Origin of the sequence: Methylobacillus caricis, from assembly GCF_020532705.1 — a bacterium.
GTDB classification, from domain to species: Bacteria; Pseudomonadota; Gammaproteobacteria; order Burkholderiales; family Methylophilaceae; genus Methylobacillus; species Methylobacillus caricis.
Window position 1 is genome coordinate 1,446,264 of record NZ_JAJAVD010000001.1, and the last position, 24,836, is coordinate 1,471,099.

Genomic DNA, 24,836 nt, shown 5'->3' on the forward strand with positions numbered 1-24,836 from the left:
CCTGATGCATGAATCACGTTATTTGACAGGGGATTCCTTGAACTTGCCATAGCTCATGAGGCGGTCATAGCGAGTTGCCAGCAAGTTGTCGATGGATTTCACCTGCAAATGGCTCAACTCGTCAGCCAAGGCCCGGCGCAGGCTCTGCATCATGTCCTCAGGCGCGCGGTGTGCGCCGCCCATGGGTTCAGGCACGATACGATCCACCAGGCCAAAAGCCTTGAGGCGCGTTGCAGTAATTCCCAGGGTTTCTGCCGCTTCAGATGCCTTGTCTGCGCTCTTCCACAAAATGGAGGCACATCCTTCAGGAGAAATGACTGAATAGGTTGAATATTGCAGCATCATCAAGTGGTCCACCACGCCCAGTGCCAAGGCCCCACCCGAACCTCCTTCACCAATAATCACGCCGATGATGGGCACCCTCAGTTCGGCCATCACATAGAGATTGCGCGCAATTGCTTCCGATTGCCCGCGTTCCTCGGCCCCAATGCCAGGATAAGCTCCCGGCGTGTCAATCAACGTGATAATGGGCATGCCGAACTTTTCGGCCAGGCGATAGAGACGCAAGGCTTTGCGGTATCCCTCAGGGCGCGGCATGCCGAAATTACGGTACTGGCGTTCCTTGACGTCACGCCCTTTCTGGTGACCGATCACCATCACGGACTGGCCGTCAAAACGGGCGATACCGCCGACAATGGCAGGATCGTCGGAAAAGGCGCGGTCTCCATGCAACTCTTCAAAATCAGTAAAGATGCCGCGGATGTAATCCAGGGTATAGGGACGTTGAGGATGACGGGCTACCTGGGAAATTTGCCAGGCAGTGAGCTTGGCATAAATATCCTTGGTGAGCGTCTTGTTTTTCTGCTGCAAGCGTTCAATCTCTTCAGAGATATCAAGCGCAGAATCATCCTGCACATAGCGCAGCTCCTCAATCTTGGCTTCCAGCTCGGCAATTGGCTGTTCGAATTCGAGGAAACTGGTTTTCACATTGTTGGTTTTGACGTTCATATGTATCAATTATAAAGGATTTTTACGTTTTCATCGCTAAGCCAGCTACGCAGCCCATGCAATAATTCATCATGCAGTTCTACCCGCCACGCATCGCTCAGCATCAGCTCGACCCTGGCCTGCTGGTTATGGTACTCCACCTTTATCGCGCAGCCACGACCGGATTCTGGGTTTCCGGCTTTGCAGTATGGGGTCAGCAGATCGCGTAGCTTGACTGCATCCGCCTGCCCATTGCAGGAAATCTTCAACAAATTGGCGTAGGCGCTACGCGCGCTGGCAATATCACTGAGCCTGCGCGCATTGACACGCAAGCCACCGGAAAAATCATCATGACTGACGCGGCCCTCAACGATCAACAATTGATCCTCCTTCAGCAGGGCCGCATTTTCATTCAGCAATTCATTCCCGACCACAATATCAATACGGCCAGCCATGTCATCCAGTGTCACGATTGCCATCTTGCCACGGCCTGTCATGCGCACACGGATGCCCATCACCACTCCGGCGAGCAATTGTGACTGATCGCTGGGTTTCAGGCTGGCGAGGTTATTGCGGACAAAAGTGGCGACTTCCTTCTGGTATGCCGAATAAGGATGCCCGCTGAAATAGAACCCCAAGGCAAGCTTTTCTTCCTGCAAACGCTGTTTTTCCAGCCATTCTGGCGTGTCCGGCAGTACATGGGCAGCGCTATCGACGATAGAACCGAACAGGCTATCCTGCCCGGTTGCCGCGCCGCTTTGCTCAGCAGCGCTGATCGCCAGGCTGACTCCTGCCAGCAAGGCCGCGCGGTTGGGCTCCAGCTTGTCAAAAGCGCCAGCACGTATCAGGGACTCAATCACGCGACGATTCACTTTGCGCAAGTCCAGACGGCTGCAGAAGTCAAACAGATCCTTGAAGTCACCGTCCTCCTTGCGTGCTGCCAATATGATTTCAATCGCGGCCCATCCAGTGCCCTTGATGGCCCCCAGGCCATACAATATCTGCTTGGCATTGACCGGCTTGAATCGGAACTCGCTGCGGTTGATATCTGGCGGCAATACTTCCAGGCCGTTGGCCAGGCAATCGTCAAAGAACAAATGGACATTGTCCGTATTGTTCATGTCTGCCGACATGGTGGCAGCCAGGAAGGCAGCAGGATAGTGTGCCTTCAGATAGGCTGTGTGGTAAGCCACCAGGGCATAGGCTGCTGCATGTGACTTGTTGAAGCCATAGCTGGCAAATTTCTCCATCAAGTCAAAAAGATCGGCTGCCTGCTTTTCCGGGGTACCGTTCCTGATCGCCCCTTCCACGAAGACGGCACGCTGTGCGTCCATCTCCTCCTTCTTTTTCTTGCCCATGGCACGCCGCAGCAAGTCAGCGCCACCCAGGCTGTAACCAGCGACTACCTGGGCAATCTGCATCACCTGCTCCTGGTAAACCATGATGCCGTAGGTTTCCTTGAGAATAGGCTCAGTCGCAGGATGCGGATATTCTACGCGTTGCAACCCATGCTTGCGACGGCAGAAATCGGGAATCAGGTCCATCGGACCGGGCCGGTAAAGCGCGACCAGGGCGATAATGTCTTCAAAGCAGTCTGGCTTGGCCTGTTTCAGCATGTCCTTCATGCCGCGCGATTCCAGCTGGAACACGGCCGTGGTATTGGCTGCCTTGAGTAACTGATAGGACGGCTTGTCGTCTATCGGCAAGGTCTCGAAATCCAGAGATGGCAGCCCTTGCTCCGCACGTTGCAGATTGGCATTTTCCAGCGCCATATCCAATATGGTGAGCGTACGCAAGCCAAGAAAGTCGAACTTGACCAGGCCAACCGCTTCAACATCATCCTTGTCATACTGGCTGACCATGCTCTCACCACCAGCCTGGCAATATACCGGCGAGAAGTCGGAAATCTTGCCAGGAGAAATCAGCACACCACCGGCATGCATGCCGATATTACGTGTCAAACCCTCCAGCCTGAGCGCCAGTTCCAGCAACTCGGCAACCTCTTCTTCCTGCTCGCGGCGCTCTTTCAGCTGGGGTTCTTTTTCCAGTGCATCACTGAGGGTGATGCCCAATTCATTGGGAATGAGTTTTGCAACGCTATCAACAAAGTTGAACGGCAGGTCCAGCACACGGCCTACGTCGCGAATGACGGCCTTGGCGGCCATGGTACCGAAAGTTGCAATCTGCGATACCGCATCAAGGCCATACTTGCGCTTGACGTAGTCAATGACGCGATCCCGCCCCTCCTGACAAAAGTCGATATCAAAGTCGGGCATGGAAACCCGCTCGGGGTTGAGGAAACGCTCGAACAGCAAGGCATAGCGCAGAGGATCAAGGTCGGTAATCCCAAGACTATAGGCCACCACAGATCCGGCCCCAGAACCACGGCCCGGTCCTACCGGCACGCCATTGTTCTTGGCCCAGTTGATGAAGTCAGCCACGATCAGGAAATAACCAGGGAATCCCATCTGAATGATGATGCTGGTTTCGAACTCCAGGCGTGTCAGGTATTCAGGGCGTTTGGCATTGCGCCTGGCCTCATCCGGATACAGCACCTGCAGGCGCTTTTCCAGGCCTTCCTTGGCCTGGACCACCAGATACTCGTCCAGGCTTTCGCCATTGGGCGTAGGGAATTGCGGCAAATAATTCTTGCCCAGGGTCAATGTAAGGTTGCAACGCTTGGCAATCTCGATGGTATTCGCCAGTGCTTCAGGAATATCAGCGAACAATTCCGCCATCTGGGCCTGTGTCTTGAAGTATTGCTCTTGCGTAAAGTGCTTGGGACGACGTTTGTCCGCCAGCACATAGCCTTCAGCAATGCACACGCGGGCTTCATGGGCCTTGAAATCATCCGGCTCCACGAACTGGATGGGATGGGTAGCCACCACTGGCAATCCAGCCTCGCTCGCCAGCACCAATGCCTGGGAGATATAGGCTTCCTGCTGTGGATGCCCCGCGCGTTGCAACTCTATATAAAAACGCTGAGGGAACAGCTCAGCCCAAGCTGCTGCCAATTGCTGTGCATGAGCCATATTTCCCTGTATCAGGGCCTGGCCGATATCGCCGCTGATGGCGCCCGAGAGCATCAATAGCCCTTCGGTGCCGGAATCAACCAGCCATTCACGCTTTATTTCAGCCCGCCCACGGTACTGGTTTTGCAGGAATGCGCGTGACAATAACTCACAAAGGTGCAGATAGCCCACATGGGTCTGGCAAAGCAGTAGCAGACGATAAGGTTGATCGCGCTTGGTTTCGTTTTCCAGCCAGACATCACAACCGAGCAAGGGCTTGATGCCTTTGCCACGGGCAGACTTATAGAATTTGACAGCACCGAACAGGTTGCTGAGATCAGTCAGGGCAAGTGCGGGCATCTGGTCAGCCACTGCATGCTTGACGTAATCGCCGATGCGCACGGTGCCATCAACCACGGAATACTCGCTATGACAGCGCAGATGGATGAATGAAGGATTGGACATACAGCTGGAATTTTACCTTATTCAGATGACCTTGATGGCATCATCTATGGCGAAAATTGCTAGCCGCTTCATGCAAAAGGCTTTTTCCCAATCAGCCTCGGCCCAGTAGCTCCTGCAGCTTCAGAACCAGGTCATCCTCCTGCACCGGCTTGCCAAAGAAGGCGTTCACTCCCAGGCTGCGCGCCAGTGCCTGGTGCTTCTCGGCAGTACGCGAACTGACAATCACTATCGGGATATTGCGGCTACGTTCATCATTACGGATATTGCGTGCCAGCTCAAACCCATCCATGCGCGGCATCTCGATATCGGTCAGGATAATGTCAGGCAGTGTCTCCTGCATGGCCTGGATTGCCTCCATGCCATCTTTCGCCACCGCGACTTCATACCCCTCGCGTTCCAGCAGGCGGCTCAATACCTTGCGCATGGTCAATGAATCATCCACCAACAGTGCCAACGGCTTGATAGCAATCGGTTCAGGGGCTGTTACCAAGCTGGTACTCACGGTACCAGCGGCCAAACTCTCACGATTGGCCAACTGGACTGGGTTGAGAATCAGGACAATACTACCGTCCCCCATCACAGTAGCGCCAACCATGCCCGGCACCCGCGCCAACTGCGGGCCTATGGTCTTCATCACCACTTCCTGGTTGCCCACAATATCATCAACGTGAAGCGCAATACGGTATTGAGCGCTGCGCAGCAGGATCACTGGGCTATAACGCTGCTTTTCAGGGCTTGCGGTATCGCCAGTAAGGCGGCCAAGGAAATATAGGGGGTAATGACGGTCAGACCAGAATACTGAACCACTGGAATAGGCGGCATCCATTGACTCAGGTTTAAGTTTCAACACCTGTTCCACCATTACGGCTGGCAAGGCAAACTTGCGTTCCGCATAACGTACCAATACTGCCTGGGAAACAGACAGGGTCACAGGAAGGAAAATGCTGAAAATAGCGCCCGCGCCTGCACTACTGCTTACATCGATACGGCCGCCCAAGGCCGTGATATCGCTACGGACAGCATCCAGGCCGACACCGCGGCCAGAAATCTGGGAAATCACGCGTGCTGTAGTAAATCCTGGTTCAAAAATCAATGCCAGCAACGCCTGCTCGCTAATGTCCTTGGCTTCCGGCAATAAATGCTGGGCCTGTGCACGCTCTCGCACGTCCTTCAAATCAATGCCCTTGCCATCATCACTGACCATCAGCACAATTTCATCATTCTCATGGCGGAGCCTCAGGGTGATACTCCCCCTCTCTGCCTTGCCAAGACGCAGGCGTTCTGCAGGCAATTCTATGCCGTGAGCAACCGAGTTGCGCAAGATATGTTCAATCGACGCACTGATGCGATCTAGCACGCTGCGGTCAATTTCTATATCAGCCCCATCAATCACCAGCTCGACACGTTTATCAAGCTCTCGTGCCGTTTGCCTCACAATCCGGTGCAGACGCTCGGTAATCAACGAAAATGGTACACGGCGCACGTTCATCAGCCCATATTGCAACTCACGATTCATGCGGTTCTGCTGTTGTAGCGCCGCCTCGGTTTCATCAAGGTTGCGCAGCAAGCCATGCTGGATGGTGGAAACGTCGTTAACACTTTCCGCCATCATCCGCGTCAGTTCCTGCAGTCGGGTAAACCGGTCAAACTCCAGCGGATCGAAAGTTTCGTTGCTTTCCTGCAACAAGGTCATGCGAGACTGTAGCTGGCTTTCCGCCTCGATCTCCAACTCCCTCAGATAGCTGCGCAACCGCTGCACACTCTCGGTAAGATCCAGGGATGACTGTTTGAATGATTGCATTTCCCTATCCATCCGGGAACGCGCAATACTCACCTCGCCTGCTTCATTGATCAGGCGATCAAGAATATCGGCACGCAGACGCAGATACTGCGCCCTGCGCTCACGGCCGCGATTGTCCGGGGCAGCCTGGCGACCAACCACCAGCTCGGTATTGCCCCCCATTGCATCTTCAAGCAGGCTGCCTATGCGGTCAAGGTCGGCAAACATCTCCTCAAATTCATTGGCTTGGGGGCGATGCTTGAGCGCACGCATGACATGGTCTTCCATGCCATGTACCGCATCACCGAGCGCACCCTGGCCAGCCATGCGTGCACTGCCTTTCAGGGTATGCAAGGCACGTTGCAGGATATCCGGGTGATCCGCTTCCTGTGGATGTGCATTCCAGGCACGCAGCTCATTGCCGATCATAGGCACCAGGTCGCTTGCCTCTTCAACAAACAGGGCAAACAGTTCCTGATCCACCAACTGAGGTTGCAAGGCTGGCGTAGCGTCTGGACGTACATCAACCGCTGCTGGCATGACAGGCTCATCCGATACCGGCTGTTGGTGCAAAGCTGTCACTTCAGCCTCTGCTTCAAGCAGGCTTGCAACAGCATCTGCCGTATTGGCAAGCCGTGCGCCCAAGTCGATCACATTGCTGCCTGTTGTTGTATCAATGACCGGCACACCGGCTTCTTCTGCGGCTTTTTTCAATGCACGTAGCAGAGCAGTGGCAGCGCGCGACTGCTTAAGATCTGCAGCCTTGGCCCGCATGTTGTCCAGGCTGGTTACCGTATTTTCCAGTAACTTCAGGGATTGAGCTGTCCAGTTACCCTGATGTACATCAAGCCAGTGTTCAAGCGCCCGCGCAAGATCTGACAATGGCTTGAATCCGGTGGCACCAGCATTGCTGGCCAAGGTGTGTGCGGCACGAGAGACATCATGGTCAGGGAGCAACAGGGGAGCCGTGCTGTTCTTGACACGCTCCAACCATTGCCGGAGCTGAGCCATATGCTGGCCAGCCTCCTGCAGGAAGATATCGAACAAGGCGCGACTGATTCTGCGAGTCCCGCCGATCAAGACTTCCTCAGGCTGCTCCATTGCTACAGCACCGGCCAGGCCTGTTTCAAGCAATGCAGCCTGCTCTTGCCAGAACGGCACATCCACAACCACTTTCTGATGCTCCCTCAACCGTCCTGTCCAGTCGGCAAAGGCGGCTGTCACCTGCTCTGAAAAAGCAATCACTGTTGCATCAGGAGTCAATTTCCGCTCTATGACAAGATTCAGCATTTTTTCTGCAATCCCGCCAACCTCTCCGATATCAAGCAGGCCTACCGTCCTGCCACTGCCTTTGAGGGTATGGAAACCACGTCGCACCTCGCTCAAGGCCTGATGGTCGGTAGCATTGAGACGCAGTGACTGCAGGTTTTGTGCAATCAACGCCAGCACTTCCTCCGCCTCTACCAGGTAAATATCCAGTAGCTCGGCATCGAGTTCCGCTGGAGCAATCCCGGAAGAAATTTCCCCGGCATCAAGGAGCTGATCCCTATTATTTTCTGGTGCACTGATGCCTGCTGTTGGCTTTTGCAAGAGTTGTTGCAACGACTCAAGCGCATCCTCAACTGCAAGAGAGCTATTGGGCGAGTATGGATATTGCTGCAGATGGATATCCACCAGGCTGAGGCTGTCCGCCAGCAACTCAAACACATGCTGTCCAGCAACCAGCTCACCGCCCTGTAATCCTGCCACCACATCAAGGGTGGTGTGCGTCAGCTGTTGCAATAATGGCAGCTCCAGCATATCAAATGCTGGAATTGCCTGCCTTAAAGGCAATTCGGCCTGGGCTAGGGCACTGATATCCTCAGGCTGGCGGAAATAGGCATCCAGATATTGCTCGGCCACCTTGATGGATTCCCCGATCTCGCGGGCCAACGCAACCTGTGCCGTCTTCTGGAAGTCTGCGGCCGGAGAAACGGGCAAGTCCTGAACAGGCTGTTTTGCATGCAGGCGCTGCAAACGCTCAACCTGGTGTTGCAGTGTTTGCAACGCCACGGCATCCTGCTGCCCGTAACGTTGCAGGGCGTTGTCAAGCAGCGTCAAGGCTGAGGCGACCTCAACCAATGCAGTATCCACCGGTACAACGCCGCCCTCTTCCAACAGGCATGCCACTTTTTCAACCATGCTGAACAGATTGGCTATCGGTTCAATCGACAACATGGGATAAGTATCCAGGATGCCTCTGAACCGGGTAGTAAAATCAGCAAACACACTCTCATCCGTGCCGGCCCTGGCCCATATTTCCTTCAGGCTTTCCAGGACAACCAGGCACTGGTTAACATATTCCTGCTCTTCCACCCCGGTCACTATCGTCGGCAATGACGGTACGAGACAGTCCAGATCGAATATCTTGCGTACCCTCAACAATCGCTCGCTACGCACAGGGCTGATGGCAATGTAGTAAAGCAAATCGCGCAGCAAGGCACTCGAGGATTTTGCCGCCCCATCGCCAGCAGAACGCAATTGCTGATCCAGACGGCGGCACAAGCGCTTTACCCCGGAATCACTGGCATGTGGCTCTTGCGCCATTGTTTCAATAAATGCAGTTGCCACCCACCACAAGGTTTTTGGAGCTGGCTGGACCTGTAATTGTTGTACGCGGTCCAGCGCTGCAACCATCTCATCGATTCCCTGCTGACCGGCTCCCTTTAGCCAGCTCAGTAATGATTTCTGGAATGTTGCACGCTGCTCGCTCAGCACGGCCAGCAAGGTTAAAGGCTCCAGTTCCTCCGTTGGCATGTCCCTGGGAAGGCGCAAACTGGTATCGGGGAAAAACAGCTCAGAGTCTTCAAGTGCCTCGCCATGCAAGGCGGCGAGCTTCTGCAATGAGGCTGAGAGCCTCAAGGCATTATCCGGCTCGCCGTTCAAAAGGTCCTGCAGATATTGCTGTAGATGGCGAATGGACTGATTCAGCGTTTCAATGATTTCTGGTGCAGGCGTCAGTGCGGATTTTTCCAGCTTGGCAGTGACGGTTTCAATTTCACTGCAATAACGCTTGCATCCCTCAAGGCCAACCATGTCAAGTGCGCCACTGACCTGATAGAGATGAGGTTGTGAAAAACGTAATGGCGACAAATCATCAGGATTGGCGGCGACAATTGCCAAATTGGCCATCACCTGGCCCAATGCCTGGTCTATTTCATCCTTCACCCAACTCAATGGGCCGATATCGAAATCTTCCACCACGTAGATATCGCCTTAATTTAGCTTGAAACCGGCAACGGAAGCCCGCAACTCTTCTGCCAAGCCAGTCAGCTGCCCGATGGAACTGGCTGTCTGCTTGGTGCCGTCCGTGGTCTGCGAAGTAATATTCTGGATTTGCTGCATGTTAAGGCTCACAGTGGCAGCAGCCTTGGTCTGTGCCTCAGTCACGGTGGAAATTTCCTCAATCAGGCGCGCGAGGTTATTGGTCACGTTTTCAATTTCCCCCAGTGCCCGGCCAGCGGCATCTGACAATCTGGCGCCTTCCACCACCCCTTCCGTGCTTTTCTCCATCGCCACTACCGCGCTATTGGTATCAGACTGGATGGTTTTCACAATGGCGCTGATCTGCTTGGTAGCTTCGGATGAACGCTCCGCCAGGCGCTGGACCTCTTCAGCCACCACAGTAAAGCCCCGGCCGGCCTCGCCGGCCGACGCAGCCTGAATTGCCGCATTCAAGGCCAGAATATTGGTTTGCTCGGTAATATCTGAAATCAGCTCCACAATTTCACTAATCTCTTGGGAGCTCTCCCCCAGGCGCTTGATTCGCTTTGAAGTTTCCTGAATCTGCGTTCGGATTTCGTTCATCCCCGAAATCGTATTCTGCACAGCCTTGGAGCCTTGCGTGGTTGCATCCAGTGAACGTTTTGCCACAGAAGAAGCCTCTTCCGCATTGCTCGACACCTGCAGGATGGAGCGCGTCATGTGATTCACCGCCTCACCGGTTTCCGCGATCTGCTGGTATTGCAGTTCCGCCGCACTCAACAGTGACGCAGATGTATTCTGCGCCTGTGCAGTGGCCTGGTTCACCTGTTCGGTAGCACGGTTGATTTCTGCCACCAGGTCTCGCAGGCTGTCAATGGTGTAGTTGATCGAGTCGGCAATAGCGCCAGTGATATTCTCGGCTACTTCCGCCTTCACCGTCAGATCTCCATCCGCAAGATCCCCCATTTCATCCAGCAAGTGCAGGATGGCCTCCTGGTTATTGAGATTGGTTTGCTCGATCTCCTCAAACCGCTGGCGGGCCCTGACCACTTGTCGATAACCAAGCAATATCAGCAACCCCAAGGTCAACAAACCTGCAATGACTGACAACGCCAGCCACCAGCCCGCCTTGCCCTGATCCAAATATTGCAATGTCGCTTGCCTGGCTGTGACCACGAACTCATCGCTGTGGGATGAAACCGTGCGGATACCCTCTGCGGATGATGAATCAAGCACCACTTGCAATGCGGCCCATTCCTTATCCAGCCGTTCTAGCGTTGCATCAACCTCATCACTACGCAACAGACTTTCTTTCTGCAGTTTGTGCAGGATCTCAAGGTGGGAAACCACCTGATTAACCGCAGCCTGCAAGCGCGAAGCTGCTGTTGCATCGCCTGCGACTTCCAGCGCTGCATCCCGTGCTGCCTGTTGCACCAGCACCTGCAAACTGCCCGAGGCCTCAACAAACTGCTTGTCCCTTGCTACCTGCAGCTGATTGAACAACAGGCCCAGCAATGCAATCACAAACGCCAGCAGCAACACTCCCAATGTGCCCCGTCCCGACTTTACCGATGTATCATCGGCATTACGCGCTGCTTTCTTTCTATTGAATAGAGTCTTGAGTCCTGCAAAGCTAAATGCCATTTCCGTTCCCCTTAAATCATGCCAATGCAGCGCTTTGATTAAGCTGCCACCTGCATGAATTCCTTTTTATTTAATAGCAAGCCAATATCCAGCGCTTCCCACTTGTGATGGTGGTCATCCTGATACCATGCACTCACCCAGCTGGGCACATCAGCCACCAGCTCAAGCGATTGCAGTTCATTGGTATTGCGTAAACCAGCCAATCCGTCCACCAGAAAACCGGCGTTGATTTCAAAATCAGTATGAATAAGCAGGACCCGGCTTTCCACCGTTATCTGCGCAGCATGCCTGGTCACGCCAATCAGCCTTGCCAGATCGCTGATCGCATAGAGATTACCGCGTACATTGGTCATACCAAGAAACCACGGCTGGGTTAGCGGCACAGGCAGTATTTCAGGCACAGGCAAAACTTCGCTGATATCCCGCAGGGAAACCAGGTAGCGCTCTCCGCCTGCATACACACCCAGGCGTGAATTTGTAGCCTCCTGGCTGGCAGAAACGCTATTCAGGCGCTCGAGGATATCCTGCTGGTACGCCTGCAGGTTAAGCCGGGTCCTGGCCATTTCAAGCCAGCCCTGCAATCTTGGCGAGCAGCTCTTCAGCCTCCACCGGCTTGATCACACAGTCCTTGGCACCTTGCCGCAAGGCCCACATGCGATCCGTGGCCTGCTCTTTGCCGGTACACATGATGACTGGAATGTGGGCTGTTTCCGGATTTTTGGATAGTGCGCGTGTCGCCTGGAAACCGTTGAGATTAGGCATCACCACGTCCATGACAACCAAGTCAGGTGCCAGGCTTTTCACTTTATCCAGACAATCCTGTCCATCTTCGGCTGTGCTGACGCTATAACCTGCTTTTTCAAGGATTTCTGTCAAATAGAAACGATCGGTAGCTGAATCATCAACCACCAGAATATGTTTAGTTGCCATCGTGATTATTCCGCTCCCGACAAGTCAGATGATAAATGCGGACGATAATGACGCACCGCATCTAGAAGAGAGTTCTGGGTGAAAGGTTTGGTCAGGTATTGATCTGAACCGGCCATGCGGCCGCGTGCACGGTCGAACAATCCGTCCTTGCTGGATAGCATGATCACGGGTGTGGATTTGAACCGGGTATTACGCTTAATCAACGAACAGGTTTGATAGCCATCAAGGCGTGGCATCATGATATCAACAAAGATGACATCCGGCATATGATTGGCAATTTTGGACAAAGCGTCAAAACCGTCCTCGGCAAGAAAGACTTCACAGCCGGATTGCCTGAGGAAGATTTCTGCACTCCTGCGGATGGTGTTGCTGTCGTCAATCACCATCACCTTGACTCCGGATAGATCCAATTCCCCCACCCTCAATCCCCTGTTTGTGAGTTGCATCACTAGCAACCTTATTGGAATTTCAGGCGACTGGCGCCTGTATTCCGTACCATTCTATCTACAGATTTGAAAACGGCGCAATACCACTGAAACAAAAAGCGGGTTGTCAATCCGCACACAAAAAGGTTAAATAAGCCGATTACGAAGCTTTCAGATTTTATAGTCGCACAAAACAACAAGAATCAGAAGCGCCGCCGCTGCCACATCTCGCAGGCGGCCTAAGGGAATGGAGACCATGCTAGTCAGACAAGAAGCCCTCACGGCAAAGATGAGTATCAAAGATTTACCATCATCCTCGCCGCTACCCAATGCCAATCTGGTATTGGTTTTTGGATCGGTCAGGCGCTTCAATGATGCCAAACTTCCAGCACAACTCAAGGAACGCTATCCATCTGCCCAGATTGTCGGTTGTACCACGTCTGGCGAGATAGGTCCTGCAGGTGTCAGTGACGACAGCCTGCAGATTACCGCGATCGTCTGGGACAAAACCCTGCAGCGCGTTGCCCATGTACGTGCCAACAATATGCAAAGCTCAGCCGAAACCGCTGCCAACCTGGCACGTCAACTCAAGTCTGACAGCTTGCGCACCGTCCTGCTTTTTTCCGATGGATTGCATATCAACGGTTCCGAACTGCTGCAAGGCTTCCAGAGCGTATTGGGCGATATACCAATTGTGGGCGGCATGGCAGGTGACAGCGCAGAATTCGTCAAGACACTGCAATTGCTCAATGACAGCATAGAAGAAGGGCTGGTCATTGCTATAGGCCTTTATGGCGACAACCTCATCACCGCCAGTGGAGCCCTGGGAGGATGGAAACCTTACGGCCCCCCTCGCAAGATCACCCGTTCAGAGAAAAACATCGTCTACGAAATGGATGGCAAGCCAGCCCTGCCGCTTTACCGCATGTATATCGGCGAACAAAACGCAAAAACCCTGCCCGGTTCAGGCCTGCGTTTCCCTTTCGCCATTATTGAGGAAGGCAAGCGGGAAGTTGAAAAAGTCCGTACTTTATTGGCAGTGGATGCCAGCAATAACAGCCTTACCTTTGCCGGCAATGTGGAAGAAGGTGAAACTGTGCGGCTATGCCAGACCACGCACGACAGACTGGTGGATGGTGCGGGAGGCGCAGCTCATCTTGTCACAGGAAATTTGGAAAGTGCCAGCATCACCCAACCTGGCCTGGCATTGTGCGTCAGCTGCGTTGGGCGCAAACTAGTCATGGCAGACCAGATTGCAGACGAAATTCATGCCGTACAGCAAATTCTGGGGAACCAGACCACCCTTACCGGCTTCTATTCATATGGCGAGTTCTGTCCGCGCCCCAATACCACGGATAGCGTGCTGCATAACCAGACCATGACCATAGGCTATCTCAGTGAGCGCTTGTAAATCACTATCCGGTTTTACCCTATCAATCGCAACCGTATTAATCACAGATAAAGGATACATCAATGGCTACAGTCACCCTTAAAGGCAATCCAGTACAAATCGGCGGCAACCTGCCGCAAAAAGGCGATACCGCACCAGATTTCCAACTGGCAGACGCCAAGCGCAACCTGGTTTCACTGGCCGACTTTGCCGGCAAACGCAAAGTGCTGAACATTTTCCCGAGCATAGACACCCCGACCTGCGCCACTTCAGTACGCACCTTCAACAAGCAGGCCAGCGGGTTGGACAACACGGTGGTGTTAGCTATCTCCGCCGACCTGCCTTTTGCCCAAAGCCGTTTTTGTGGTGCAGAAGGCCTGGAAAACGTCGTTACTCTTTCCACCTTCCGCGATACCGCCAAGTTCTCCAAGGACTACGGCGTACAAATCACCGACAGCAGCCTGGCCGGCCTGACAGCCCGTGCAGTCGTGGTATTGGATGAAAATAACAAGGTGTTGCACAGCGAACTAGTAAGCGAAATTGCCAACGAACCAAATTACGATGCTGCGTTAGCCGCTCTGTAATACCTCTTCAGCCGTGGCCACAGCCACGGCTGCACCTCCCTGCCGCATCATGCATTTCACACAACAAGGCTAGCTCTTACCTTGCCTAGAGATATCAGGCCTTCAGGAATGTACTGTCACACTCTTGGCTGCAAGCAGCACGGGATGTTGCCATCGTGACGTGTTGATCATGCAATTGGTATAGACAGGTACCTCATTCCACCATCAGTAAATGCTTGAACTAGGCGCAGCACCCTCATGCAACTACTTCAGTAGAGTTATGAATCAGGCAATTGCCAGATCTGTAGGCAGATTCCCTGGTTTACGATGCATCTGGTAGCCCATCCACAGACTGTTCGCAATCTTGCCGGCCATCTGTTCTGCCTGCGTCTGCAAGGCATGGTTTGGCTGATTGGCAAGCGTCTGGCGGAACAAAGCAAGCCAGTGCTCGAACAGTTCCGCACTCAAATCCGGCAAGGCAATATGCTTGGGCATGGGCGTGCCGGTAAAACGGCGGCTGCCCAGCAGGATGGCACACCAGAAATCCTCCAGCTTCTCAAGATGAGCATTCCAGTCACTGATATGCCCATTGAAAATCGGCCCCAGGCGCTCATCCTTGCGCACTACAGCATAAAACGCCTGCACTAGCGCCTTGATTTCATCTTCAGTACAGATCGGATCGTTGCTCATTACCCTCTCCTCGTTCATCATCCGGCTTGGAAGAAACTGTAGGAATAATAAAGCTGCTGATGCCAGCCGGGGAATTTATTGATCCTGATAGGCCGTATATTTGGCGTTACTACCCCTGGCTTTATCCGCAGGGTACTTTTTAGCGTTCAGGTCAATCTTGTCATTGGCAGCGGCAATCAAGTCTATACCGCAGACTTCAGCAATGCGCAGCAGATAGACAAAGGTATCCGCCAGCTCGTGGCCAATCTCGGTCTTGCGTTGTTCGCTCAAGGTGGCGCTTTCAGCAGGCGTATCCCACTGGAAATGCTCCACCACCTCGGCCGCTTCCACGATCATCGCCATCGCCAGATTTTTCGGCGTGTGGAACTGCTCCCAGTCGCGCTCTTGCACAAAATGGCTGATGCGGACGCGTAGTTGGTCGAGGGAATCTGGCTTGTCTGCATCAGGCATCTGGTTTTTCCTTGCGGTTGGAGCCTGCCACCATTTTCACCTCGAACAGGCGGCACTCCAGCGGGCCGTTGAACAGGGGGGTGCGCTTGCTTGGCGCCAGGCGCATGAGTTTGGGCATGCGCAGGTCATTGGTGAGGAAATAGGTATTCCACCCTGCGAACTTCTTTTTCAGCGTCTCGCCCATTTTGGGGTAAAGCGCCGCCAGGTCTTCATCCTCGCCTATGCGCACGCCATAAGGCGGATTGGCGACCAGCGTGCCTTCAGGCGTCGGCGGCACAACGGCGGTAAATTCCGTATGCGCCAGTTGCACGGCATCGAGCAAGCCTGCCTGCTGCAGGTTCTGGCGGCTTACGCGCACGGCCCTGAGGTCGGCATCGCTGCCGTATATTTTCTGGAAGCTGACAGGCTTGGCACGGCTCCTGGCCTGCTTCAGCAGCGATTGCCAGGCACCGGCATTGTAGTTCTTCAGGCGTTCAAAGCCGAAATCACGGCCGCTGCCAGGAGCAATGTCCAGCGCCATCATGGCGGCTTCCAGCAGGAATGTGCCGCTGCCGCACATCGGGTCCAGCAACGGCATACCGGGCTGCCAGCCGCTCAGGCGCAGAATGGCAGCCGCCAGGTTTTCGCGTAACGGGGCCTCGATGCTGGCACGGCGCAAACCTCGCTGGTAGAGCGGATTGCCTGAGGTATCCAGGTAAAGCTGGTATTCCTCGGCGGCAAGGTAGGCATGCAGCCGGACGTCAGGCTCGCGGGTATCAATGGATGGACGGCTGCCCACCTCTTGGCGGAAACGGTCACAGACCGCATCCTTGATGCGCAAAGTGGCGAACTCCAGGCTTTTCAGCGGACACTTGACGCCGGTGACCTTGACCATGAAATTCTGGCGCACGTCAAACCACTGGTTCCAGTCTATATTGAACGCGGCTTGGTAAAGGTCGTCCTCGTTGGCATAGCGTCCCTTGCCCACTTGCAGCAGGATACGCGTCGCGATGCGGCTTTCAAGGTTGGCACGGTAAACCAGCAGCATGTCGCCGGCAAAGCCTACGCCGCCATCAGTGGGCTTGATCTGCCTGGCATTGAGGCTGGCGAGTTCTTCCACCAGCAGGTTTTCCAGGCCACGCGGGCAAGTGGCAAAAAATTGATAATGCATGTCGTCTTTCAGTGTGCTTTAAATTGCTAAGATTCAAGCAATAAACGGTTGCTGGTGCTAGGGTTGTATTCGCGCAAGCGCTCGACAAACTCAAGGAATTCAACCTTGTGCTCTGCTTCAAGCGCCTTGGCACGCACGCGCAAGGTGCTCCAGCGCAAATCGTTGGGTGCGCGCTTGAAACCGAATATGACCACATTGCCGGGACGGCCTGTCGGCATGATCAGGATGCGGCCATGGAAGCTGGTTTCTATGCGCTGCAGGTAAACATCATAGTTCTTGTCGCTGCCCCACAGGTTGATCGCACACATGCCATCCAGCGTAATGGCCTCAAAACATGAATCGAAAAAATCCTGCGAACAAAGGTCGGGCGGCAAACCGCTGCTGCCAAAGGCATCCATCATCAGCATGGAAGTGGTTGCCGGGTTTTTCCGCAAATAGGCTGCGGCATCGCCCTCAATAATATCGAAGCGCTCATCGTTATCCGGCACCATGAAATGGCTGCGCGCCACTTCAATGATACGCGGATTAATCTCTACCACCCGCGTTTTCATCTTGGGCAGGTGATGGTAAACATACTTGGGAATGGAGCCGCCGCCCAAGCCAAGCACCACCAGGTCGACCGGCTGTTTCTGGAACAGCAGGAACACCATCATGCCGCGCGAATACCTGAGCTCCAATGCATAAGGGTCTTTCACGCGCATGGAGCTTTGTATCGTATCCGAGCCCAGGTGCAGGGAGCGCACCCCATCTAGCTCGCTGACATCTACGCTGTCCTCACTGGTGATTGCCTTGTGTATGCTTCGCGCAATCTTGCGTCCCACCCTGAACATCAGGCCGCCTCGCTTTCTTCTGCGGTGCTTTCACTCCGTTCTACCGCCTTGAAACGGCTTTCCAGCTCGATCAGCAAGGTATCGACTTTCTGGATTTCTATGATGACGCGGCTGCCGGCTGCCAATTCCGGCATGCCATGCACCTTGGTAATAAGCGGCATGCCGTCCAGGCGTACCAAGTTCTCACGCCAGACTGTAGCGCCAATTTCATGGATATCTTCCTGCAGCAGGTACTGCAGGCACCAGTAGCGCTCCATGCGGGTCTGGAACTCGTTGTAGGCGTTATAGGTAAGGTCGAAGTTGCGCATGATGGCGGCAAGGTCGTCGCTGTTGACCGGGTACGCCGGTTCAGTCCCCTGCACCACGGATATGATCTGGCGCTGGTTAACCAGGTCGACGCCTCGGCGCAATGGCGACGTGCTCCAGCTATATTGCGGAACGCCCAAGCCCTGGTGAGGCTCGGCCTTGACGGTCATGTAGACCTTGCCGCCGTTCTGGGCGCGATAGATGCCAGGCACGTTATGCTCGGCCAGCAAGCCGCCCCAATGGCTGTTGGCTTCTATCATGAGCTCGGCCACCAGTTTGTCTATCGGTGCGCCGCGGCGGCGGCCGATGATGCTGACCTTGCCTTCATTGACATAGAAGTTGTAGTCAACCTGGATAGGACGGGTGGAATCGTACTTGCCCCTGCCCTTTTCCAGTGATTCAGCCAGGTTGAACAGAAAGCGCAAATTCTGCCAGTAAGGATGGCCGCTGTCCTGCTCCAGCGTATTTTCGTTGAAATACGGCTCCAGCGTATCGTGGCGCAGGTTGGCCACCACATGGACCAGCTCGACGCTGCTTTCGCGCTTGAGTATGCTGAGGTCGGGCGCGACATCCAGATAAAGCGACAGTGCGGGGCGCCACTCGCCTTCATTCAGGCTGAAAGGCACAATCGCCAGCTCAGGCAGCATGGTGATTTTATGGCCGGGCATATACACGGTAGAAAGCCGGTGCATGGCCACCTGGTCCAGCACGTCATCTTCCGTAATGCCCAGCGCAGGCGCGGCTATATGGATGCCCACACGGATAACGCCATCGGCCAGCGGCTGCAGCGAGAACGCATCGTCAATTTCAGTAGTCGTGCTGTCATCTATACTGAAAGCTTCAATGGCAGCGCGCGGCAGACCCTCAGGCACGGCTGGCGCGTCAAACTCGGGGAAGCCCTCTCCATCGGCGAAATATTCCCGCAGAAAAGCGCCCAGATGATAGTCATGGACTGAGTTGATGGCCCCGCAATTCGCCAATACGCGAACCACATGCTGGTTGGATTCGATAGAAGCCTGCTCCAGCGCCTTCCATTCCAGGCTGTTTTTGTCCGGCTGGTACAGCAGCGCATCGATCTTGCCGTTGAATTCTTCCGGCAATTGGCCCGCTTTCAGCTGCTCGACATACTGGGCCACCTTTTCTGCCTGCAGCCGCTTCTTTTCCAGTCCTGCCAACGCGGCTTGCAAAGTTTCCTCAGGAGCCGCCTTGTAGCGGCCCTTGCCCTTGCGGTAAAAATAGACTGGGGCGCTATGCAAACGAATGGCAATCGCTGCGGCCTCACCCGGGGCCGGCTTCTTACCGTAGTATTCTTCAGCCAGATCTTCAAAACCGAACTCGTCCTCGCCGCAACACTCCCAAAGGAAAGGAATATCCAGGTCCTCGGCCTTTATATTTGCATTTTCCAGGAAACTGGCCAGTGCGCCTTCGAAGCGCAGCAGCACATTGGCGGTCTTGACCTTGGAGCGTTTTCCGGAAACGGCTTCTACCTGAAGGGAGCCGGGGTTTTCCGTCATGATGGAGGCAACCTTGAAACTGCCATCTTCTTCAAAAAATACGTTCATAATCCTGCTTTTTTGCCGTGCCCAGTTGACGGCACGGGTTGATTGTCTGTAATTTACGGCCTATGCATAATGCCGAACGAATGATACATGAGATTGGGCAACGCCCGACCTCCTCACGTGTTGCGGTGCTGAATGTTCTGCTTGATACGGAATACCCGCTCACCCATCAGGAACTCCTCCACACACTCACTCAGGAAGCCCCGTTTGACCGGGTAACGCTGTATCGCGTACTGGACTGGCTAGTCGAATGCAACCTGGTACACCCCATCATGGGAGAAGACCGCGCCAGGCGCTTTCAGTTGACCCAGCGCAATGCCAAGCACCACCATGCGCACTTCCAATGCACGTCCTGCGGCAAGATGTTCTGCCTGGATGATGTCAAACCCAAGATTCCCAGCAGCGTACCCTCGCATTTTACCGTTGAGTCGGTCGAACTCAACATAAAAGGTCAGTGCGACCACTGTAATTCAGCAAGAAATTAAAAGCAGCCAACAAAACTCAGTGAAACGATCCTGGCCAGGCGCTTTGTCGCAGGCAATACCAGTGGTACGGTAAGGCAGAGCAACAACGCCAGGAGGGTTTTGTTAGCCCGCTCCCAACCCTGTAGTTAAACTTGTACCGCCAGTAATGTTGTCTGCTGGCTTTGTCCTTTCCTCCCTCTTCTTTAAAACACGCATCAATCATTAGCTCCCCAAATATGCAACATAGTTGCATCGGTAAGATTCAGGCGCTATTATGCAACTTTGTTGCAATACATATTAACACCATGCCCCTGGAAACATTACCGGTTATCTCCGAACAGACCCTGATCGCTATGCCTGCAGATCAATACATGAGCTGTGCCCAACTGCAGTTTTTCAGGCAACTCCTGGAAAAACAGCGCGAGCAGATTGCCGACAACGCCCGCCATACAGGCAACAACCTGCGCGCGCATGAAGAGTTTTCCGACCCTGCAGACCGCGCCACGCAAGAAGAGTTGCATACATTGGAGCTACGCACCCGTGACCGGGAACGCAAGCTGCAAAAGAAGATAAATGCAGCGCTCAGACGGATTGATGACGGTGAATATGGCTTTTGCGAAGAAACCGGGGAGCCCATCGGGCTGCCCCGGCTGCTGGCAAGGCCCACCACCACGCTATCGCTGGAAGCCCAGGAACGGCATGAACAGCGTGAGCGCCAGTTTCGCGCTTGAACACCCTGAATATTTATTAAGAAGGATACCCCATGAACCGTTTGAAAAAACTGCCGGTCACTGTGCTTTCCGGCTTTCTCGGTGCCGGCAAGACCACTCTGCTCAACCATATCCTTCACAACCGCGAAGGCAAGCGCGTTGCCGTCATTGTCAACGACATGTCCGAGGTCAATATAGACGCTCAGCTGATACGGGAGGGCGGCGCGGACCTTTCACGCGCGGAAGAAAAACTGGTGGAGATGAGCAACGGCTGCATCTGCTGCACCTTGCGCGAGGACTTGCTGGTGGAGATCAAGCGCTTGGCGGAAGCCGGCAAATTTGATTACCTGCTGATTGAGTCCACGGGTATTTCAGAACCGCTGCCGGTGGCAGAAACCTTTACCTTCCGCGATGAAAACGGTGTCAGCCTTTCGGACATCGCCCAACTGGACACCATGGTGACAGTGGTAGATGCGTATAACTTCCTCAAGGATTACAGCTCTCGCGACCAGTTGGCCGCACGCGGAGAATCCATGGGGGAAGGCGATGAGCGCACAGTCGTCGACCTGCTGATAGAGCAGATCGAGTTCTGCGACGTGATCGTGCTGAACAAAACCGACCTGGTGAACGCTGATGAAATCCGCCAGCTGCACGGTATCCTCGGCGGCCTGAACCCGCGCGCACGTATAGAACACAGCAGTTTTGGCCGCGTTCCGCTCAGCAAGATTATGGAAACCGGCCTCTTCAATTTTGAAGAAGCGCAGCAGGCGCCTGGCTGGCTCAAGGAATTGCGTGGAGAACACGTACCGGAAACCGAGGAATACGGCATACGCAGCTTTGTATATCGCGCCCGGCGCCCGTTTAATCCGCAACGCCTATGGCATTGGCTACACAGCAATTGGCCCGGCGTCGTGCGCTCCAAGGGATATTTCTGGATCGCTTCGCGACCGGCCTACTGCGTCAACTGGTCACAAGCCGGGGCGGTGACGCGGCATGAGCTGGCAGGCTACTGGTGGGCGGCAACGCCTAAAAGCTATTGGCCGCAGGATAGCGAATCCCTGGCGCATATCAATAGCCGGTTTTCCGGCGAGTTCGGCGACCGCCAGCAGGAAATTGTCATCATCGGCATCAATATGGACAAAACCGCACTAAGCGCAGCATTTGACCAGTGCCTGCTGACAGATAGCGAAATGGCGATGGGCATGCCGGGCTGGCGCGCGCTGCCCGACCCTTTCCCGGCCTGGGGTGCCGAACGCGAGGCCACCCCGGAAGCGGAAACAGCCTGGTAGAACGCCGGCAATCCCCTTACACAAAAAACACGCCTAAATGCAACGCCAGCAACAATTTGTGCGCCGTGCTTCAGACGGTTATAAGTTAAAATGAAACCAACCCATCGCCATGACCTGGCGATGGCGGCATCTCGTCAAGATTCAAGGAAACAGACATAATGGCACTGGACCACCGTATCCCGGTTACCCTGCTGACCGGGTTTCTCGGCAGTGGCAAAACCACCCTGCTCAACAAACTGCTGAACCATCCCGGCATGAAGGACACAGCGGTCATCATCAATGAAATCGGTGCTACCGGCCTCGATCACATCCTCGTGCGCAACGTGGAAAGCCAGCATATTGCCGACAATACCGTGTTGCTGGAATCAGGCTGCCTGTGCTGTACCTTGAGCAACGAGCTGGCAGACACCATGCGCGACCTTTTTTTCAAGCGCCAGCTGGAGGCGATTCCCCGATTCAACCGCCTGGTCATAGAAACCACCGGCATGGCTGACCCCGGTCCTATCCTGGCCAACCTGCTGAGCGAACCGGTCGTTGTCTCCACCTACCGGCTGGATGCCGTTGTGGTCACTATAGACAGCATCTACGGCCTCCAGCAGATAGCAGAACACGGCGAGGCGCGCAAACAGGCGGCAGTAGCCGATGTATTGCTGCTGACCAAGACCGACCTTGCCACCGAGGAACAATTACAGGCACTTTCGACTGCGCTCGAAGCCCTCAACCCGGGCGCCACCCAATACCGCATCCGCCACGGCGAAATAGACCCTGCCGCCATTGTTGATGCCGGGCTGTTCGACCCTGAAGGCAAGCAAGCACAGCCACAGCGCTGGCTGCGCGCGCCTAGCCGGTCCAAGGCCGGACGCGGCATGCTGCCACAAGCGGTACACGATGATGAAATCAGCAGCTTCACCGTCACCATGCCCAAGCCACTGACCTGGTATCAACTGGAGCCGGCACTGCAATGGCTGTGCGCAACATTCGGCGAGAACCTGCTGCGCATGAAAGGCATTGTCCACGCTGAAGACCAGCCGGCACCTCTAGCCATTCATGCCGTGCACCATACCCTTTATGCGCCCAACCTGCTTGAAGGCTGGGACGAGGACGAGCCACTCACCCGCGTGGTACTGATCGGCAAAGGGCTGGACGAGCTGAAAATCCGCGATGCACTGATGCAGGTTTAATGGAGTCTCTGCAGCAGGACCTGGATATCATGCCCTGCAATTCCCTGGGTGATGAACACCAGGCGACTTTGTGGTGTCATGGACTGAGGCCATGCGCCTAACAGCTCAGGCTCATGCATGACGTGTTGAACAGCATGCAGCACCATAGGCTGCCGCTGGCCAGCGATATGAAACAGTCCCTTGAAGCGCAACAAACCAGGGCCGGCGAAACAGCGCAGCTCATTCTGCCATGCATCAAACACAGCCGGTGCAATGGGCATCTCCAGTTGCTCACTGATTGTAGTGATCATCTGCTGATGACCTTCAGGCATGAGCACTTGTGCCTGGGGCTGCAACCAGTTGGCAAATTTTCTTGCATCATCTGCCCTGTTGAATAGCCATTCCATGTCCGGTAAACCACCTTGCACCTCATGTAGGTACGCTAGCGGGTTCAAGTCACGCAACCTGTTCTCCACCGCATGTTGCATTGCCTCATCCACCATATCCGACTTGGCTAGCAATAACACGTCTGCTACTGCCACCTGTTTCACCGCTTGCGGATGCTGCTCAAGCGTTGCCAGGATATTCACGCTATCAACCGCCGTCGCAATAGTATCCAGATGGTAATAGGCCGATACATACGCATCGCTCATGATGGTATGCAATATGGGTGCTGGGTCTGCCAAGCCGCTGGTCTCGATGACAACACGCTTGAATTGGCGCTGGCCATGACGCGAAAAACGCCAGCTAATGTCTTTGAGGGTTTGCTTGAGATCGGTACGCAGGTTACAGCACAGGCAGCCATTGCTTAACTCCACCACCATGGTGCTATCAGGCTGATGTGCCACCAGCAGGTGATCCAGGCCCACTTGTCCGAACTCGTTGATAATGACTAGCGTATCCGCCATCTCGGGCTGGCGCAGCCAACGGTTCAGCAAAGTGGTTTTGCCACTACCGAGAAAACCAGTGAGTAAAGAAATCGGGATGAAATGTCGCTCAGGCTGCTGCATATCAGAACATCACGCCCATATAGCAGTTTTCTATAGCCAAATGCCTTGGCAGTCGGTAAATTCCTACTTGTAATTCAGTGTAGTCTGATATTACGGATTGCATGTGCGGCGTATATTTCTCATAGTTGCAGCAGGGATTCTGCCGTATTCTTCAAAGATAGAAACCAGAAAAAGGAAAAAACCATGCAAAGCATTATCGCCTTACTGATCCTCGTTGCAGATATTTATGCCATTATCAAGATTATCCAGAGCTCAGCAGATACGGTAAAGAAAATCCTCTGGATACTGGGTGTGTTGATATTTCCGGTCCTTGGCCTGATTGTATGGTATCTCGCGGGCCCTGGTAGCAAAACCAATTAAACTTAACAGCAATACGCCATCAGCCAGAAAACCGTCAACGCCGGCTGATGGCGCAACAAATTCACCATACCGCATTCTCAACCCCTTCCAGGACTCTCATCATGCTTGTTACCTTCTCCACTGCACGTTACAGCGACATTACCATGTTTGGTGATATTGCCGGCCAACTCCTGAAACTCATGGGACATAGCGGCACCATCCCCGGCGCCATTCTTGCAGCAGATGTACCGCAAGCCCTGGCCAACCTGCAACAAGGCCTGAGCACAGCGCCCACACCATCAAACAATGATGCCGATGAAAGCCAGGAGCCCAGCATCGGCCTGCCCAGCAGGGCATTGCCCTTGGTCAAATTGCTTGAGTCCGCAATCAGCAATCAAAGCGATGTCATGTGGAAATAAATAGCCCAGCAAAATCCCATAT

At 54.3% G+C, this 24,836-nt stretch carries 21 protein-coding genes; 8 read left to right on the top strand and 13 right to left on the bottom strand.

What is annotated here, in order from left to right; all coding sequences use genetic code 11:
- Positions 1–18: 18 nt before the first annotated feature.
- The 7 genes from LG200_RS06855 to LG200_RS06885 all read right to left on the bottom strand — a co-directional run bounded on the left by LG200_RS06855 (position 19) and on the right by LG200_RS06885 (position 12,506).
- Entirely contained in the window at positions 19–1,008 is a 990-nt protein-coding gene (locus LG200_RS06855; protein ID WP_226756830.1) for an acetyl-CoA carboxylase carboxyltransferase subunit alpha, read from the bottom strand.
- 5 nt (positions 1,009–1,013) lie between these two features.
- Positions 1,014–4,463 carry a DNA polymerase III subunit alpha gene (dnaE, locus tag LG200_RS06860; protein ID WP_226756831.1) on the bottom strand — a complete coding sequence of 1,150 codons (3,450 nt, stop codon included), beginning with the start codon at positions 4,461–4,463 and terminating at the stop codon, positions 1,014–1,016.
- A gap of 91 nt (positions 4,464–4,554) precedes the next feature.
- A complete protein-coding gene (locus tag LG200_RS06865; RefSeq protein WP_226756832.1) occupies positions 4,555–9,486 on the bottom strand; it encodes a hybrid sensor histidine kinase/response regulator in 4,932 nt (1,643 codons plus the stop codon).
- Between the two features lie 12 nt (positions 9,487–9,498).
- Entirely contained in the window at positions 9,499–11,130 is a 1,632-nt protein-coding gene (locus LG200_RS06870) for a methyl-accepting chemotaxis protein (RefSeq protein ID WP_226756833.1), read from the bottom strand.
- Between the two features lie 38 nt (positions 11,131–11,168).
- Positions 11,169–11,693 (bottom strand): chemotaxis protein CheW, encoded by a 525-nt coding sequence (locus LG200_RS06875; protein ID WP_226756834.1) that lies wholly within the window; start codon positions 11,691–11,693, stop codon positions 11,169–11,171.
- 1 nt (position 11,694) lies between these two features.
- Positions 11,695–12,060 (bottom strand): response regulator, encoded by a 366-nt coding sequence (locus LG200_RS06880; protein WP_226756835.1) that lies wholly within the window; start codon positions 12,058–12,060, stop codon positions 11,695–11,697.
- 5 nt (positions 12,061–12,065) lie between these two features.
- The gene (locus tag LG200_RS06885; protein ID WP_226756836.1) at positions 12,066–12,506 is read right to left on the bottom strand and encodes a response regulator; all 441 of its coding nucleotides are present in this window, start codon (positions 12,504–12,506) and stop codon (positions 12,066–12,068) included.
- A gap of 235 nt (positions 12,507–12,741) precedes the next feature.
- Here LG200_RS06885 and LG200_RS06890 point away from each other — a divergent pair, with 235 nt between their 5' ends.
- Together LG200_RS06890 and tpx are read left to right on the top strand one after the other, a co-directional pair.
- Complete coding sequence (locus LG200_RS06890; protein ID WP_226756837.1) at positions 12,742–13,896, top strand: FIST signal transduction protein; 1,155 nt, start codon at positions 12,742–12,744, stop codon at positions 13,894–13,896.
- A gap of 62 nt (positions 13,897–13,958) precedes the next feature.
- The gene (gene tpx, locus LG200_RS06895) at positions 13,959–14,459 is read left to right on the top strand and encodes a thiol peroxidase (protein WP_226756838.1); all 501 of its coding nucleotides are present in this window, start codon (positions 13,959–13,961) and stop codon (positions 14,457–14,459) included.
- Positions 14,460–14,723: 264 nt separating this feature from the next.
- Here tpx and LG200_RS06900 read toward each other — a convergent pair whose 3' ends face one another.
- From LG200_RS06900 to LG200_RS06920, 5 genes are all read right to left on the bottom strand, one after another.
- Positions 14,724–15,128, bottom strand: coding sequence for a group III truncated hemoglobin (locus LG200_RS06900; RefSeq protein ID WP_226756839.1), 405 nt, complete (start codon positions 15,126–15,128; stop codon positions 14,724–14,726).
- Positions 15,129–15,203: 75 nt separating this feature from the next.
- On the bottom strand, positions 15,204–15,578 hold the full coding sequence (locus tag LG200_RS06905) for a nucleotide pyrophosphohydrolase (protein ID WP_226756840.1): 375 nt from the start codon (positions 15,576–15,578) through the stop codon (positions 15,204–15,206).
- Positions 15,571–16,728: a THUMP domain-containing class I SAM-dependent RNA methyltransferase gene (locus tag LG200_RS06910; RefSeq protein ID WP_226756841.1), complete on the bottom strand. Its 1,158-nt coding sequence runs from the start codon at positions 16,726–16,728 to the stop codon at positions 15,571–15,573. The genes LG200_RS06905 and LG200_RS06910 overlap by 8 nt, the downstream gene beginning before the upstream one ends.
- Before the next feature lie 26 nt (positions 16,729–16,754).
- Positions 16,755–17,558, bottom strand: coding sequence for a polyamine aminopropyltransferase (locus tag LG200_RS06915; RefSeq protein WP_226756842.1), 804 nt, complete (start codon positions 17,556–17,558; stop codon positions 16,755–16,757).
- Positions 17,558–19,426 (bottom strand): ribonuclease catalytic domain-containing protein, encoded by a 1,869-nt coding sequence (locus LG200_RS06920; RefSeq protein ID WP_226756843.1) that lies wholly within the window; start codon positions 19,424–19,426, stop codon positions 17,558–17,560. Before LG200_RS06920 ends, LG200_RS06915 begins: the two co-directional genes overlap by 1 nt.
- Positions 19,427–19,506: 80 nt before the next feature.
- On the opposite strand from LG200_RS06920, the gene LG200_RS06925 reads away from it, so the two are divergent.
- The 4 genes from LG200_RS06925 (at position 19,507) to LG200_RS06940 (ending at position 23,067) form a co-directional block, all read left to right on the top strand.
- Complete coding sequence (locus LG200_RS06925) at positions 19,507–19,908, top strand: Fur family transcriptional regulator (RefSeq protein ID WP_226756844.1); 402 nt, start codon at positions 19,507–19,509, stop codon at positions 19,906–19,908.
- Between the two features lie 284 nt (positions 19,909–20,192).
- Positions 20,193–20,618: an RNA polymerase-binding protein DksA gene (dksA, locus tag LG200_RS06930; RefSeq protein WP_226756845.1), complete on the top strand. Its 426-nt coding sequence runs from the start codon at positions 20,193–20,195 to the stop codon at positions 20,616–20,618.
- Positions 20,619–20,659: 41 nt separating this feature from the next.
- On the top strand, positions 20,660–21,886 hold the full coding sequence (gene zigA / locus LG200_RS06935; RefSeq protein ID WP_226757320.1) for a zinc metallochaperone GTPase ZigA: 1,227 nt from the start codon (positions 20,660–20,662) through the stop codon (positions 21,884–21,886).
- A 158-nt stretch (positions 21,887–22,044) separates the two neighbouring features.
- Positions 22,045–23,067: a CobW family GTP-binding protein gene (locus tag LG200_RS06940; RefSeq protein ID WP_226756846.1), complete on the top strand. Its 1,023-nt coding sequence runs from the start codon at positions 22,045–22,047 to the stop codon at positions 23,065–23,067.
- On the opposite strand, the gene LG200_RS06945 is transcribed toward LG200_RS06940, so the two are convergent.
- Complete coding sequence (locus LG200_RS06945) at positions 23,064–24,056, bottom strand: CobW family GTP-binding protein (RefSeq protein ID WP_226756847.1); 993 nt, start codon at positions 24,054–24,056, stop codon at positions 23,064–23,066. The two genes, LG200_RS06940 and LG200_RS06945, sit on opposite strands and share 4 nt — an antisense overlap.
- A gap of 183 nt (positions 24,057–24,239) precedes the next feature.
- Between LG200_RS06945 and LG200_RS06950 the strand changes: the two genes are divergently transcribed.
- Positions 24,240–24,416 carry a PLD nuclease N-terminal domain-containing protein gene (locus LG200_RS06950; protein ID WP_226756848.1) on the top strand — a complete coding sequence of 59 codons (177 nt, stop codon included), beginning with the start codon at positions 24,240–24,242 and terminating at the stop codon, positions 24,414–24,416.
- 101 nt (positions 24,417–24,517) lie between these two features.
- The gene (locus LG200_RS06955) at positions 24,518–24,814 is read left to right on the top strand and encodes a DUF1840 domain-containing protein (protein ID WP_226756849.1); all 297 of its coding nucleotides are present in this window, start codon (positions 24,518–24,520) and stop codon (positions 24,812–24,814) included.
- Positions 24,815–24,836 lie beyond the last annotated feature (22 nt).